Raw genomic sequence first — 14,632 nt, 5'->3', positions numbered from 1 at the left:
GGGGGCCGCTCCGCTCGCAGGCAGCGATTGAGGTTACCCCACCGGGAGCCGCAGACCCAAACCGAGGGGTCCGTGACCCCCGGTCCGGGAGCCGCCCTGGGTCAGTCGTCCGTGAGCGTGAGGTGCACGCCGCCCACGAGCGCGGCGACGATGTTGTACAGGAACGCCATGATCGTCGACAGCGCGGTGATGATCACCACGTTCACGACGCCCAGCAGCGTGGCGATGGAGATCACCCGGCCGAACGCGACGTACTGCTGGATGTCCACGTCGGTCTCGGTGCCGACGATCTGCGTGAACAGGTCCTCGATCTTCGCGAAGACCATCATCCCGTCGAGGACGTACCAGACCACGGCCGTCGCGACGACGGTCATGATGCCGATCGCGACCGCCAGCAGGAAGCCGAGCTTCATCGCGGACCAGGGGTCGATGCGCGAGACCGCGAGCCTGACGCGGCGCGGGCCGCCGTCGTGCCGGACCGTGGGCGTCGCGCCCGTCGCGGTCCCGACGGCGGGCGTGGCACCGGTGAGCGGGGTCGCGGAGCCGGACACGCCGGCCGCGGAGTAGTGCAGCGAGGCCGCCGCCGGGGCGTTCGTCGCGGCCGAGGCCGCCGAGGTGGTCGTGGGCACGCGCCTCACCGTCTCGTCGTCGATCTCGTCGTGACCGGTCTGCTGAGGGTCGGACTCCGCCGGTGCGGCCGGGACCGCCGCAGAGACCTTCTTGGCCGCGGTCTTCGCCGCGGCGATGGCCGCAGCGGCCGCCTTCACGGCACCCGCGCGCGCGACGGCGACGCGGCTCTCGCCCGACGCCCGCTCCATCCCGTCGTCGTCGACCCCGCGCTCCTGGCCGGTCTGGCTCCCGGACTGGCTCGGAGGCGGCGGCGGGGGCGGCGGCGGGACGGCGCCCGACGCCGAACCGTTCGACGCGCCGTTCGACTCCGCGTGCTTGCTCGCCGTGGACGCGCCCGCGCGCGAGGTCGTGTCCGTGTCCGGACGCGGCACGGTCAGCCGGGGCGTGATCGTCGGCGGTGCGTTGTTCTCGCTGCTCATCTGGTTTCCTCGGTGGTTCCGGGGGCCGGCTCGGTCCCGCTCGCCCCGTCGGACGAGGCGGTCGGGTCGATGATCGGTGCGCTGCTCGTGTCGGTGCCGACCGGGGCCGTGCCGGTCCCGTCCTCGCCCTCCACGGTATCCCGATCCTCTCCGAGGCGACGCTCGACGTTCCGCGCGACCGCGATGATGCGGTCACCCTTGTCGGGCTTCGCGAACGTCACCCCCTGCGTGTTGCGGCCCGTGAGGTTCACCTCGTCGACCGCGGACCGCACGATCTTCCCGCGTTCCATGATCACCAGCACCTCGTCGTCGGCCTCTGTCACCAGAGCCCCCACGAGATCTCCACGAGCCTCCACCAGGTTCGCGACCTTGATGCCCAGCCCGCCGCGCCCCTGGACCCGGTACTCGTCGATCCGCGTGCGCTTGGCGAAACCGCCCTCGGTCACGACGAAGAGGTCCGAGCCCTCCTCGACCACGTCCGCCGAGAGGAGCTCGTCGCCCTCGCGGAACTTCATGCCCGTCACGCCCGACGTCGCGCGGCCGAGCGGCCGCATCGTGTCGTCGGCCGCGGGGAAGCGGATCGACTGGCCCTTGCGCGAGACGAGGATGAGGTCGTCGTCGGCGTCCACGAGGAGCGCCGCGACGAGCTCGTCGGGCGTGCCCGACTCGTCCTCGCGCAGGTTGATCGCGATGAGCCCGCCCGACCGCGGCGAGTCGTACTCGGACAGCCGCGTCTTCTTGACGAGGCCGCGGCGCGTCGCCAGGACCAGGTACTCCGCGGCGTCGTAGTCGCGCAGGTCGAGCACCTGCGCGATCTTCTCACCGGGCTGGAACGCGAGCAGGTTGGCCACGTGCTGCCCCTTGGCGTCGCGACCGCCCTCGGGGAGCTCGTACGCCTTGGCGCGGTAGACCCGCCCGAGGTTCGTGAAGAACAGCAGCCAGTGGTGCGTCGTCGTCACGAAGAAGTGGTCGACGATGTCGTCCTCGCGCAGCTGCGCGCCGCGCACGCCCTTGCCGCCACGCTTCTGCGCCCGGTAGCTGTCGCTGCGCGTCCGCTTCACGTAGCCGCCGCGCGTGATGGTGACGACCATCTCCTCCTCGGCGATGAGGTCCTCGATGGAGACCTCGCCGTCGAACGGGAGGATGGTCGTGCGCCGCTCGTCGCCGTACTTGGCGACGATCTCGCCCATCTCCTCGCCGACGATCGTCCGCTGGCGCTCCGGCTTGGCGAGGATGTCCTCGTAGTCGAGGATCTTGCGCTCGAGCTCGTCGTGCTCGTCGAGGATCTTCTGCCGCTCCAGCGCGGCCAGACGGCGGAGCTGGAGGTTGAGGATCGCCGTCGCCTGGACCTCGTCCACGCCCAGCAGCTCCATGAGGCCCGTGCGCGCCACCTCGACGTCGGGGGAGCGACGGATGAGCGCGATGACCTCGTCGAGCGCGTCGAGCGCCTTGAGGTAGCCGCGCAGGATGTGGATGCTGCGCTCGGCCTCGGCGAGCAGGTAGCGGGTGCGCCGCACGACGACGTCGAGCTGGTGGGTCGTCCAGTGGCGGACGAACGCGTCGAGGCTCAGCGTGCGGGGGACGCCGTCCACCAGCGCGAGCATGTTCGCGCCGAACGTGTCCTGGAGCTGGGTGTGCTTGTAGAGGTTGTTGAGCACGACCTTCGCCACGGCGTCGCGCTTGAGCACGATCACGAGGCGCTGGCCCGTGCGGCCCGACGTCTCGTCGCGGATGTCGGCGATGCCCTGGACGCGGCCGTCCTTGACGAGGTCGGCGATCTTCGCCGCGAGGTTGTCCGGGTTCACCTGGTAGGGGAGCTCGGTGACGACCAGGCACACGCGGCCCTGGATCTCCTCGACGTTGACCACCGCGCGCATCGTGATGGAGCCGCGTCCGGTCCGGTACGCCTCCTCGATGCCCTTGTGGCCGAGGATCGTCGCGCCGGTCGGGAAGTCCGGGCCCTTGATGCGCAGCAGGAGCGCCGCGAGGAGCTCCTCGCGGGTCGCCTCGGGGTGGTCCAGGTGCCACTGGACGCCCTCGGCGACCTCGCGCAGGTTGTGCGGCGGGATGTTCGTCGCCATGCCGACGGCGATGCCCGCCGAGCCGTTGACCAGCAGGTTCGGGAACCGCGACGGCAGGACCGCCGGCTCCTGCGTGCGGCCGTCGTAGTTGTCCTGGAAGTCGACGGTGTCCTTGTCGATGTCCCGGACCATCTCCATGGCGATCGGGGCCATGCGGCACTCGGTGTACCGCGGGGCGGCCGCCGGGTCGTTGCCGGGAGAGCCGAAGTTCCCCTGGCCGGCGACGAGCGGGTACCGCAGCGACCAGTCCTGCACGAGGCGCACGAGCGCGTCGTAGATCGCGCTGTCGCCGTGGGGGTGGAACTTGCCCATGACGTCGCCGACGACGCGCGAGCACTTCGAGTACGACCGGTCCGGCCGGTAGCCGCCGTCGTACATCGCGTACAGCACGCGGCGGTGCACGGGCTTGAGGCCGTCGCGGACGTCCGGCAGGGCACGCCCGACGATGACGCTCATCGCGTAGTCGAGGTACGACCGCTGCATCTCGAGCTGGAGGTCGACCTGCTCGATGCGCCCGTGGTGCACCGCGACCGCCGTCCCGTCGGCGTGCACGATCTCCTCGGCCCCGTCGCCGGGAGCCGCGGGCTCGGTCTCGGGGTTCTGCTCGTCGCTCACGGTCTACCTCGTTCGTTCGTTCGTGCGTGCTCGCTGTGCTCGTCGCCTGCCGCGGTCCGCGCCGCCGGGGCGCGTTCGCGGGCCGGTCGCCCGCGCGGGGCGGGCGCCGGCTGGTCAGATGTCAAGGAACCGCACGTCCTTCGCGTTCCGCTGGATGAAGCTGCGGCGGGACTCGACGTCCTCGCCCATGAGGACGGAGAAGATCTCGTCCGCGGCGGCGGCGTCGTCCAGGGTGACCTGGTTGAGCGTGCGGTGCTCGGGGTCCATGGTCGTGTCCCACAGCTCCGAGTAGTCCATCTCGCCCAGACCCTTGTAGCGCTGGATCCCGTTCTCCTTGGGGATCCGCTTGCCGGCGGCCTGCCCGGACGCGAGGAACGCGTCGCGCTCCTTGTCCGAGTAGACGTAGTCGTGCGGCGCGTTCGACCACTTGAGCCGGTACAGCGGCGGCTGCGCGAGGTACACGTGCCCGTTCTCGATGAGGGGGCGCATGTACCGGAAGAGCAGCGTGAGCAGGAGGGTCGCGATGTGCTGGCCGTCGACGTCCGCGTCGGCCATGAGGACGATCTTGTGGTAACGCAGCTTGGTGAGGTCGAAGTCCTCGCCGATGCCCGTGCCGAACGCCGTGATGATCGACTGGACCTCCTGGTTGGAGAGGGCCCGGTCGAGGCGCGCGCGCTCGACGTTGAGGATCTTGCCGCGGATCGGGAGGATCGCCTGCGTCTGCGGGTTGCGACCGCGGACGGCGGAACCGCCGGCCGAGTCACCCTCGACGATGAAGATCTCGCACTCCTCGGCGCGGTTCGACTGGCAGTCGCGCAGCTTGCCGGGCATGCCGCCCGACTCCAGCAGGCCCTTGCGGCGCGTGGCCTCGCGCGCCTTGCGGGCCGCGATGCGCGCCTGGGACGCCTGGATCGCCTTGCGGATGACGTCGCGCCCCTCGTTCGGGTGCGAGTCGAACCAGTCGGTGAGCTGCTCGTGGACGACGCGCTGGACGAACGTCTTCGCCTCGGTGTTGCCGAGCTTCGTCTTCGTCTGGCCCTCGAACTGGGGCTCGCCGAGCTTGACGGAGACGACGGCGGTCAGGCCTTCGCGGATGTCGTCGCCCGTGAGGTTGTCGTCCTTCTCCTTGAGGATGCCCTTGTCGCGCGCGTAGCGGTTGACCAGCGAGGTCATCGCCGCGCGGAAGCCCTCCTCGTGCGTGCCGCCCTCGGTCGTGGAGATGGTGTTCGCGTACGTGTGCACGGACTCGGAGTACGCGCTGGTCCACTGCATCGCGATCTCGACCGAGATCCGCTTCTCGGTGTCCTCCGACTCGAAGTCGATGACGTCGGGGTGGACGAGCTCGACCTTCTTCGCCGAGTTGAGGTGCTTGACGTAGTCGACGAGGCCGCCGTCGTACTTGTACGAGACGGTGCGAGCCGGGGTGGACGCGCCCGACGTCGTGTCGTCCGCCTCGGAGACGCCGTCCGCGTCGGCCGCCCCGTCGCCCCCGGTGACCTCGTCGCCGGTGTCGAGGTGGGCGGGACGCTCGTCGGTCAGCGTGATGTGCAGACCCTTGTTGAGGAACGCCATCTGCTGGAAGCGGGCGCGCAGGGTCTCGAAGTCGTACTCGGTCGTCTCGAAGATCCCCGGGTCGGCCCAGAAGGTCTGCGTGGTCCCCGTCTCGTCCGACGGCTCGAGCCGCTCGACGGGCGTCACCGGGTTGCCGCCCTCGGTGAACTCCTGGCGCCACGAGTACCCGTCACGACGGACCTCGGACACCATGCGCGTCGAGAGCGCGTTGACGACGGACATGCCGACGCCGTGCAGCCCACCGGAGACCGCGTACCCGCCGCCGCCGAACTTGCCGCCCGCGTGGAGGATCGTCATGACGACCTCGAGCGTCGGCTTGCCCTCGGTCGGGTGGATCGCGACGGGGATGCCGCGGCCGTTGTCGACGACGCGGACGCCGCCGTCCGCGAGGAGCGTCACGTCGATCGTGTCCGCGTGCCCGGCGAGGGCCTCGTCCACAGAGTTATCCACAATCTCGTACACAAGATGGTGGAGGCCCCGCTCGCCGGTCGAGCCGATGTACATGCCCGGACGCTTGCGGACCGCCTCGAGGCCCTCGAGGACGGTGATGTTGCTCGCGTCGTAGCCGCCGCCCGCCGAGGGTGCCGCCTCCGCGGACGCCGTCGGGTCGGAGATGGCGGTGTCGGTGTGGTCTGCCACGGGCAGGACTGCTCCTCGTCGTCGTGCAGACTGCGCCCGCGTTCGCGCGGAAGCAGGGCGCTGCTGCTCAAGGGTTCCGGGCCCGCACCACGGTCGGCGTCGGCTCCTCCGCGAGGGTGGACGGTCGGCCGTGGACGGCTGGCCGCGCCTCCTCGGAAGGGCTGCGCGCACGGGTGGTGAACAGACCCGGAATGACCTCCCCAGTCTACCCGCCACGACCCGAATTCCGCGGATTGTGGCGCCCCTGGGGACATCTCCGAGGCCGTTCCCGACGTGATCCGTGCGGTGCCGTCGTGAGTTCTCCACATCGTTGTCCACAGGCCGTGCGTACAGGCGGCCCGACGGTCCGGCCACCCGTCGCCGGAACGCGCGCAGACCACCGCGCCGGGGCAGTCGTGGGAACGCTCCCGGTCCCGACAAGTCGGGAATCGGCATTTCGCCGCGAAGGTGGTCTAATACCACACACCATCCTGATTCGCGCGTCGTCCGCGCACGGAGTGATCGGCGCGCGGGCGGCCCGACCCCGAAGGGACCCTCACCCCGTGAAGAGACTCCTCGCGAGCGCTGCGGCGACAGCGCTCGCACTCGGCGGCCTGCTGGTAGCCACCGCGGCCCCCGCCTCCGCCCACAGCGGCGGACCCGTCGCCGACTGCCAGAGCCTGAAGGTCGACCTCTGGGCCTACGCACCCGGGAACGGGCTCACCGTCGTCGTCGACGGCAAGACGCTCGAGCCCCGCAGCTTCGACGGGCACTTCAAGAAGACCTACGATCTCGACCCGACCCAGGACCACACCTGGAGCGTCGCCGTCGACGCCTCGGACAACGACAGGTACGACAAGTCCTGGAAGGGCACGACGACGGCCTGCGAGGCTCCCGAGGAGGAGAGCCCGGTCCAGGTCGGCGTCTACGTCTACCCCAAGCTCGACCCGACGCGGGGTGCTGCCTGGGAGAACTCGGGGCCGCAGAAGCTCGTCACGAGCGACGAGGTCGCGCTGCCCGAGAAGCCCTGGGACAAGACGTGGCTCGTCGCGCCTCTCGACCTCGAGGCGGTGCGCGAGGTCGCCAGGACCATCGAGCCCGACGTGACCACCGAGGAGCTGTGCACCGCGTGGGCGGTCCAGCAGGACCTCGTCGACCTGCCCGGTGGCCTGGCCGAGCTCCCGACGGACATCCGCTACTCGCCCGACGGCAAGCACCTCGGCGAGTTCCCCGACGGCACCCTCATCTCCTGGGACCACCAGGACCTCGTGAAGCTCTTCCCCGAGGGTGCGTGCGACACGCCCGAGCCGGTCGACGAGGAGGTCGTCGCCCCCGCGACGCCGGTCGTCCCCTCCGCGGTCGAGGTGTGCGGTACCGAGCTGACGGAGGAGAACGTCCCGGCCGAGTCCGAGGAGTTCCGCTACACCGTCACGGCCGAGGGCGTCGTCGCGGAGCCGAAGGGCGCCACCGTGGAGTTCTCGGCGGAGACGGCCGAGCTCGGCTACGTCGTCGCCGAGGACGGCCGCAGCGCGCTCTTCCCGATCGCGGACCTGCTGCCGTCCGAGGAGGCCTGCGCGCTCGTCCCGGGCGCGATCGAGGCGGTCTGCGAGGGTGACGTGCCCTACCTCGGCTACGAGGTGGCCCTGCCCGAGGGGATCACGGTCGACGACGAGAACCCGCTGACGATCACGTTCCTGCACCCGAACGGTGGCGAGAACTACGTCGTGGAGGGCCAGCCGTTGAACGGGACGATCCTGTGGCCCGGCGCCTCGGCGGAGGAGCCGAAGCAGTGGCCCGGCTTCGTCCGCAACGAGGACGGGTCGTACACCGAGACCGAGGGCAACTACGCCTGGACGCGTGACGGTGTCGAGGTCCTCTTCGAGGTCAACCCGGCGTACTCGACGGTCGTGTCGTACCCGCCGGCGACGAGCGCGTGCGCCAACCCTCCCGTCGCGCCCGTCGCGGCCGAGGACGTCCCCGCGCCCGCGGGGGCGAGCGGTCCCGAGCTCGCCACGACCGGTGCGACCGTCGCCGGAGCCGCGGCGTTCGCGGCGCTGCTCGTCGGTGGCGGCGCGCTGGTGTTCTGGCTGCGCCGTCGCGTGCAGTCCTGACCTCATGACGTGGTGACCAGCGCCCCGGTCACCACCCGCGAGGCCCGCCGTGACCCGGTCACGGCGGGCCTCGTCGTCTGTCGGTACCGCCTCTGGTGCGTCTCTGATCGACGCGGCCCGCGGCGTCGGGCCCTCAGCCCCAGGTGTCGCGCGGGCCGGGTCCGCGGACCGACTTCTTGCCGCGCCGGAAGCTCGGCCCCGCCGGCCCGAGGACCGTGACCGTCTCCACGACGCCCTCGCCGACCTCGCGCGCGAGGCGCTCCAGCAGCTGCGGGGTGAGCAGCCGCACCTGCGTCGCCCACGCGGTCGAGTCGGCGCGCACGACGAGCACCTTGTCCTCGAAGGTCTCGGGCTCGCAGTGGTCCGCCACCTGGTCCCCGACGACCTCGCGCCACCGCCCGACGACACCGCCCACCGACACGTCGGCGACCCAGTCGCGCTCCCGCAGCAGGTGCGCGACGACGTCGCCCAGGAGCTGCGGGTCGCGTCCACCCGGCCGGGCGCCCGACGTGGGCGGGTCGGCCAGGATCCGGCGGCGAGGCTCCTGCCCCGGCCGCAGCCCCTTCGCCCGGGCCGCCGCCTTCGCGCGGTTGAGCGCCTGCCGTGCGACCTCCGCCGGCGGCGTCAGCTCCACGACGTCTCCGACGGGCACCCCGGTCGCCCGAGGCTCCACCTCGTCCCGGTCCTCGACGGTCTCGCGCGCCGACGCGGGGACGCCTGCCGAGGCGGCCGCCTTCTCCCGCTCCCAGGGCGGCCCACCGGCATCGGACGACGCCACGCCGCGCGATCCGTCACGGTTCGACACGGGTCACCGTCCCGTCGTGGACGGCGAACCGCGCCCCGTCCAGGAGGGCGGGGACGTCGTCGGGCACGGCCGCGGTGATGATGACCTGGCCGGCGTCCGCGACGAGCTCGGCCAGCCGCTCGCGCCGCCGGACGTCGAGCTCGGCGAACACGTCGTCGAGCACGAGCACCGGCTCGCCGTCGGGACCCCACTGGTCCGCCCACAGGAGGGAGTCGAGCCCCGCCGGCGCCCCGTCCTTGAGGAGGCGGTACGACGCGAGGCGCAGCGCGAGGGCGAACGACCACGACTCGCCGTGGCTCGCGTACCCCTTCGCCGGCAGGCCGCCGAGGGTGAGCACGACGTCGTCGCGGTGCGGCCCGACGAGGTTCACCCCGCGCTCGACCTCCTTCGCCCGCACCACCCGCATGGCATCCAGCATGCGCTGCTCGAGCGCCGGCGTGCCGGGGAGGGCCGACGTCGGACCGTCGCCGCCGGGGACCGTCTCACCCGGCGCCGGACCGGCGCCTCCGGCCCCGTCTGGGTCGAGCGCCTCGTCGACCGACGAGCGGTACGCGATCCGCGCCTCGCCCTGCCCGGCGCTGACCTGCTCGTACGCCTCGGCGACGTACGGCGTGAGTGCCGCCACGAGCTGGAGGCGCAGAGCCGTGATCTCGGCGCCGAGGCTCGCGAGCCGCGCGTCCCAGACCTCGAGCGTCGCGAGGGGGGACGACGCGCCCTCGGGCGCGTCGTCGTCCGGCGGCGGCTCCGCGGCCGCGGGACGGCGGGTCCCGCGGCCGCGACCCCGGAGCGCGGTCGCGGACTTGAGGAGCGCCCCCCGCTGGCGCAGCACCCGCTCGTAGTCCGCCAGGAGCGCGGCCACCCGCGGGACCAGGAGAACGGCGAGCTGGTCGAGGAACCGTCGACGACCGTCCGGGTCACCCTTGACCAGGGCGAGGTCCTCCGGCGCGAAGAGGACGGTCCGCACGATGCCGAGGACGTCGCGCGGCCGCTGCGCGGGCGACCGGTTGATGCGGGCCCGGTTCGCCCGGCCTGAGGCGATCTCCAGCTCGACCGTGCTCGCCCGGTCGCCCCGGACGACCCGCGTCCGGACGACGGCGCGTGCGGCGCCGGCGCGGACGAGCGCCGCGTCCCCCGCGACCCGGTGGCTCGCGAGCGTCGCCACGTACCCGATCGCCTCGACGAGGTTCGTCTTGCCCTGGCCGTTCTGCCCGACGAGGGCGTTCACGCCGGGGACGAGCTCGACGTCGACGGACTCGTAGGACCGGAAGTCGACGAGGGACAGGTGCGAGACGTACATCGGTTCAGCGAGAGGTCGAGGACGAGGCGGGCGGACGCCCCGGTCAGGCCGGGGGCTCGAGGGGTCCGGCCCCCGGGGAGGCCGGGCCCGCGGCCTTGACGGCGTGTCCGCCGAACTGCTGGCGCAGCGCCGCGACGGCCTTGAGCGCCGGGGACTGCTCCTGGCGGGAGGCGAAGCGCGCGAAGAGCGCGGCCGAGATGACGGGCAGCGGGACGGCGTTGTCGATGGCCTCGTCGACCGTCCAGCGACCCTCGCCGGAGTCGTCGACCCAGTCGTCGATCTCGGCGAGCTGGGGGTCCTCCTCGAGCGCCTTGACGAACAGGTCGAGGAGCCAGGACCGCACGACCGTGCCGCGCGTCCACGCCTTCATCGTGCCGTGCACGTCCTTGACGAGCTCGCTCTTCGCGGCGAGCAGCTCGTAGCCCTCCGCGTACGCCTGCATGAGGCCGTACTCGATGCCGTTGTGGACCATCTTGGCGAAGTGACCGGCACCGACCTCGCCGGCGTGGACGAAGCCCTCCTCGCGGGGGCCGTCGGGCCGCAGGGCGTCGAAGATGGGCATGGCGGCCTCGACGTGGACCGGGTCGCCGCCGACCATGAGGCCGTAGCCGTTCTCGAGACCCCAGACCCCGCCGGAGACACCGACGTCGAGGTAGCCCACACCCTTCTCGGCCAGCTCGGCGGCGCGCGCCTGGTCCTCCGCGTAGTACGAGTTGCCGCCCTCGATGACGAAGTCGCCCGCGCCGAGCAGGTCGCCGAGCTCGGTCACCACGCCACGCGTCGGCTCGCCCGCGGGCACCATGACCCACACGATGCGCGGACCGTCGTCGGGCAGGTCCGCGACGAGGTCGGCGAGGCTCGCGACGTCGGAGACCTCCGGGCGAGGGTCGTAGCCGACGACCTCGATGCCGGCCGCGCGGATGCGCGCCCGCATGTTGTTGCCCATCTTGCCGAGGCCGACGAGTCCGATGCGCGTGACCATGCGAGTCCTCCGGGGTGCGGTGAGGCGGTCGAGAGACAGGGCGGAGCCGTCCGCGCGGTCAGCCCGCGAAGCGGATCGGCACGAGCAGGTAGCGGTAGTGCGAGGAGTCCTCGCCGTCCAGCGAGTCCTGCCCGGTGAACTCCACGGGCTTGTTCGGGTGCGTGAAGCTCAGGCGCACGAAGTCCGTCCCGAGGGCCCCGAGACCGTCCAGGAGGAACTGGGGGTTGAAGGCCACCGAGATGTCCTCGCCCACGAGCACGGCCTCCAGCGCCTCGGACGCCTGCGCGTCGTCGCCCTGCCCCGCGTCGAGCACCACCTGCCCGTCCGTGAAAGACAGCCGGATCGGGGTGTTGCGCTCCGCGACGAGCGACACGCGCTTGGCCGCGTCGATGAGCGGAGCCGTGGGGACGACCGCGTGGATCGGGGTCTCGTCGGGGAACAGCCGACGCACGGCGGGGTAGTCGCCGTCGACGAGCTGCGACGTGGTGTGGCGGCCGCCCGCCTCGAAGCCGATGAGGTCCACCCCGGCCCCGGTGTTCAGACCGACGTTCACGAGGCCCGAGCTGCCGAGCGACTTCGCCACGTCGTTGAGGGTGCGTGCCCGGACGAGCGCGACCGCCGAGTAGCTGGGGGTGACAGGGGTCCACGTGAGCTCGCGGAGCGCCAGGCGGTAGCGGTCCGTGGCGAGGAGCGTGATCTTCTCGCCCTCGATCTCGACCCGGACCCCGGTGAGCAGGGGGAGCGTGTCGTCGCGGCTCGCCGCCACCGTGACCTGCGCGACGGCGTTCGTCAGCTCGTCGCCGGAGACCGTCCCCGAGAGCTCGGGCATGGCGGGCAGCGCGGGGTACTCGTCCACAGGCATGGTGAGGAGCGTGAAGCGGCTCGCGCCACACGTCACGGTGACCTTGCTGCCCTCGAGCACGACGTCGACCGGCTTCGCCGGGAGCGCGCGGGAGATCTCGGCGAGCAGACGACCGGACACGAGCACCGTGCCGGGCTCGCTCACCTCCGCGGGGATCTCCGAGCGGGCCGAGACCTCGTAGTCGAAGCTCGACAGGCCGATCGTCCCGGACGCGTCGGCCTCGAGCCGCACCCCGGCGAGCACCGGAGCAGGCGGGCGGGTCGGCAGGGTCCGCGCCGTCCAGGTCACCGCGTCGGCCAGGACATCACGCTCAACCCGGAACTTCATCCCACACCCTCTCGTCCCAACGTCCTGATCGGACTCGATCTTCACATGTGCCGTCCGGCTGCGCCTCGGCGCACGGCTCGTCGTCGGGCTGAGTGACGTCCTGACCGCCCGGGCGAGAGCCGTGGCGGGGGACGCGAGGAGCTCGGGTCGCAGGTCCGCGCACACGTGTCGTGCATGAACCCTACGCGAGGAGCAGGTCGGGAGGAACTGGAACGACGTGCCTGGGGACGGTCCTGTGCACCGACGTCGACGTGGTGTCGGCCGGTGCGCCTGCCCCTTCCGTCGGCATGCCGATGGCCGGTCGGCGGCTGGTGCGGGATCGTGGTCGGGGCAGGTCGCGCGGGTCGGCCGCCGGAGCCTGATGAAGGCGTGTGGAATTCCCCCTTGATCAAACCTTCGTCGTCGTCATAGGGGTTGTGGAATGCGTGGAAAACGGGTGTCAGTGCAGGTCAGGACCCGGAAACGCGTGTGGACAAACCCGTGGTCTGGCTGTGGGAAAGTCGCACGGCCTGTGGGCGAGCGATCTGTCCCCACACGTCGTCCACCGTGGAGCACCTCGTCGTCCACACCGTAGGGCCGGTCGTCCACAGTTATCCACAGAAGCGTGCACAGCAGCCGCCTCCGAGCGCCGTCCACAGACTGTGCACGACGCACCGTTTCCACAGGCCTCCCGGGAAAAACGCTCGGTACTCCGCGGATTGTGGAGAGCCGCTGGGTGCTGTGGGCGAACGCGGGTCCCCAGATCACGCGGATGTCACAACTCACAGATGCCCTGTGGATGACTGTGGACAACTCGACCCACACGCTGTGTACGAAGCGTTCTTCCGGGGTCGCCAGGCTATGTCGGGACGTTCGTGAGGGCTGTATCCACAGGACGATGCACCTCAGTGGGCATCTCTGTGGATCGGTGTGGACGAGGCGGAGGAGGACGTCGCCAGACGGTGCGGCGGAGGCACCGGTCGTCGCCGACGTGGCCGCACGGGCACCTGGGCGGGCGGGAGAGCCGGTGCGGGAACGTGACACGGTCCTGCTCGCGCGGGAGCCCGGCATGGACCCATGACGGGAGCGCGCTGCGGAACGAGGATCGGCACGGTTGGAAGCGTCGAGCGCGTCGAGACCCGACGCCGCGGGCGCGTGACGGGGAGCGTGCGGTCGTGCAGGAGCCGTGCAGCCTCCCGTGCGGGGCGTAGGGAGGCCACGGTGGATCGACGGACCGGGTCGGACCTTCCCGACGGCGTGCGCGGGCCGGCCCACGGCGACGCGCCTCAGCCCCGGTGCTGCTGCTTGATCCTGCTCGTCAGCTCGGTGACCTGGTTGTAGGTGGACCGTCGCTCCGCCATCTGCTCGGTGATCTTGCGGTTCGCGTGCATGACCGTCGTGTGGTCGCGCCCGCCGAACTGCTGGCCGATCTTCGGCAACGAGAGGTCGGTCAGCTCGCGGCACAGGTACATGGCGATCTGCCGCGCGGTGACGAGGACGCGCGAGCGCGAGCTCCCGCAGAGGTCGTCGATCGTCAGGCCGAAGTACGCGGCCGTCTGCGCGATGATCGCGGCGGGGGTGATCTCCGCGCTGTCCTCGTCGGTGATGAGGTCCTTGAGGACGATCTCGGCGAGCGGGAGGTCGACCTGCTGGCGGTTGAGGTTCGCGAAGGCCGTCACCCGGATCAGCGCACCCTCGAGCTCGCGGATGTTCGTCGAGATGCGGGAGCCGATGTAGGAGAGCACGTCGTCCGGAGCCGCGAGCCGCTCGCTCGATGCCTTCTTGCGGAGGATGGCGATGCGCGTCTCGAGGTCCGGCGGCTGGACGTCGGTGATGAGACCCCACTCGAAACGGGAGCGGAGTCGGTCCTCGAACCCGTTGAGCTGCTTGGGCGGCAGGTCGGACGTGATGACGACCTGCTTGTTGGCGTTGTGGAGGGCGTTGAAGGTGTGGAAGAACTCCTCCATCGTCTGTTCCTTGCCCTGGAGGAACTGGATGTCGTCGATGAGGAGGACGTCGACGTCCCGGTAGCGGCGCTGGAACGCGCCCGCCTTGCCCTCACCGATCGAGTTGATGAAGTCGTTGGTGAACTCCTCGGAGTTCACGTAGCGCACGCGGACGTTCGGGTAGAGGTTGTGCGCGTAGTGGCCGATCGCGTGCAGCAGGTGCGTCTTGCCGAGGCCCGAGTCTCCGTAGATGAAGAGCGGGTTGTAGGCCTTGGCGGGCGCCTCGGCGACGGCGACCGCCGCCGCGTGCGCGAACCTGTTCGACGACCCGATGACGAACGTCTCGAAGACGTACTTGGGGTTGAGCCGGCTCGGTTCCGCCTGCGGT

The 14,632-nt window shown here is 71.3% G+C and carries 9 protein-coding genes; 1 reads left to right on the top strand and 8 read right to left on the bottom strand.

Translation table 11 applies throughout. The features are described 5' to 3' along the window. Positions 1-101: 101 nt before the first annotated feature. The 3 genes from A0J59_RS15440 to gyrB all read right to left on the bottom strand — a co-directional run bounded on the left by A0J59_RS15440 (position 102) and on the right by gyrB (position 5,932). Positions 102-1,049, bottom strand: coding sequence for a DUF3566 domain-containing protein (locus A0J59_RS15440; protein ID WP_064316697.1), 948 nt, complete (start codon positions 1,047-1,049; stop codon positions 102-104). After that, positions 1,046-3,685: a DNA gyrase subunit A gene (gene gyrA / locus A0J59_RS15435; RefSeq protein ID WP_053370666.1), complete on the bottom strand. Its 2,640-nt coding sequence runs from the start codon at positions 3,683-3,685 to the stop codon at positions 1,046-1,048. The genes A0J59_RS15440 and gyrA overlap by 4 nt, the downstream gene beginning before the upstream one ends. A gap of 174 nt (positions 3,686-3,859) precedes the next feature. Next, complete coding sequence (gene gyrB, locus A0J59_RS15430; RefSeq protein WP_047231203.1) at positions 3,860-5,932, bottom strand: DNA topoisomerase (ATP-hydrolyzing) subunit B; 2,073 nt, start codon at positions 5,930-5,932, stop codon at positions 3,860-3,862. Positions 5,933-6,498: 566 nt separating this feature from the next. Between gyrB and A0J59_RS15425 the strand changes: the two genes are divergently transcribed. After that, positions 6,499-8,046 carry a hypothetical protein gene (locus A0J59_RS15425; RefSeq protein ID WP_064316696.1) on the top strand — a complete coding sequence of 516 codons (1,548 nt, stop codon included), beginning with the start codon at positions 6,499-6,501 and terminating at the stop codon, positions 8,044-8,046. Positions 8,047-8,179: 133 nt separating this feature from the next. On the opposite strand, the gene A0J59_RS15420 is transcribed toward A0J59_RS15425, so the two are convergent. The 5 genes from A0J59_RS15420 to dnaA all read right to left on the bottom strand — a co-directional run. After that, entirely contained in the window at positions 8,180-8,824 is a 645-nt protein-coding gene (locus A0J59_RS15420; RefSeq protein ID WP_255365259.1) for a DUF721 domain-containing protein, read from the bottom strand. Positions 8,825-8,837: 13 nt separating this feature from the next. After that, positions 8,838-10,148: a DNA replication/repair protein RecF gene (gene recF, locus A0J59_RS15415; RefSeq protein ID WP_047230893.1), complete on the bottom strand. Its 1,311-nt coding sequence runs from the start codon at positions 10,146-10,148 to the stop codon at positions 8,838-8,840. A gap of 43 nt (positions 10,149-10,191) precedes the next feature. After that, entirely contained in the window at positions 10,192-11,130 is a 939-nt protein-coding gene (gnd, locus tag A0J59_RS15410) for a phosphogluconate dehydrogenase (NAD(+)-dependent, decarboxylating) (RefSeq protein WP_047230894.1), read from the bottom strand. A 58-nt stretch (positions 11,131-11,188) separates the two neighbouring features. After that, complete coding sequence (gene dnaN / locus A0J59_RS15405; protein ID WP_047230895.1) at positions 11,189-12,319, bottom strand: DNA polymerase III subunit beta; 1,131 nt, start codon at positions 12,317-12,319, stop codon at positions 11,189-11,191. A 1,265-nt stretch (positions 12,320-13,584) separates the two neighbouring features. After that, a partial coding sequence (gene dnaA, locus A0J59_RS15400) for a chromosomal replication initiator protein DnaA (RefSeq protein WP_064316695.1) occupies positions 13,585-14,632 on the bottom strand: 1,048 nt, incomplete at its 5' end.

The organism is Cellulosimicrobium sp. I38E, assembly GCF_001647255.1.
Taxonomy (GTDB): Bacteria; Actinomycetota; Actinomycetes; order Actinomycetales; family Cellulomonadaceae; genus Cellulosimicrobium; species Cellulosimicrobium cellulans_E.
Note: the sequence above shows the minus strand (reverse complement) of the source record. Positions and strands in the feature narration are given on the sequence as shown.

What these genes read in the sequence shown, in the direction of transcription:
- A0J59_RS15440 (WP_064316697.1), bottom strand. Translation starts at nt 1,049, where the DNA reads ATGAGCAGCGAGAACAACGCACCGCCGACGATCACGCCCCGGCTGACC.
- dnaN (WP_047230895.1), bottom strand. Translation starts at nt 12,319, where the DNA reads ATGAAGTTCCGGGTTGAGCGTGATGTCCTGGCCGACGCGGTGACCTGG.
- gnd (WP_047230894.1), bottom strand. Translation starts at nt 11,130, where the DNA reads ATGGTCACGCGCATCGGACTCGTCGGCCTCGGCAAGATGGGCAACAAC.
- recF (WP_047230893.1), bottom strand. Translation starts at nt 10,148, where the DNA reads ATGTACGTCTCGCACCTGTCCCTCGTCGACTTCCGGTCCTACGAGTCC.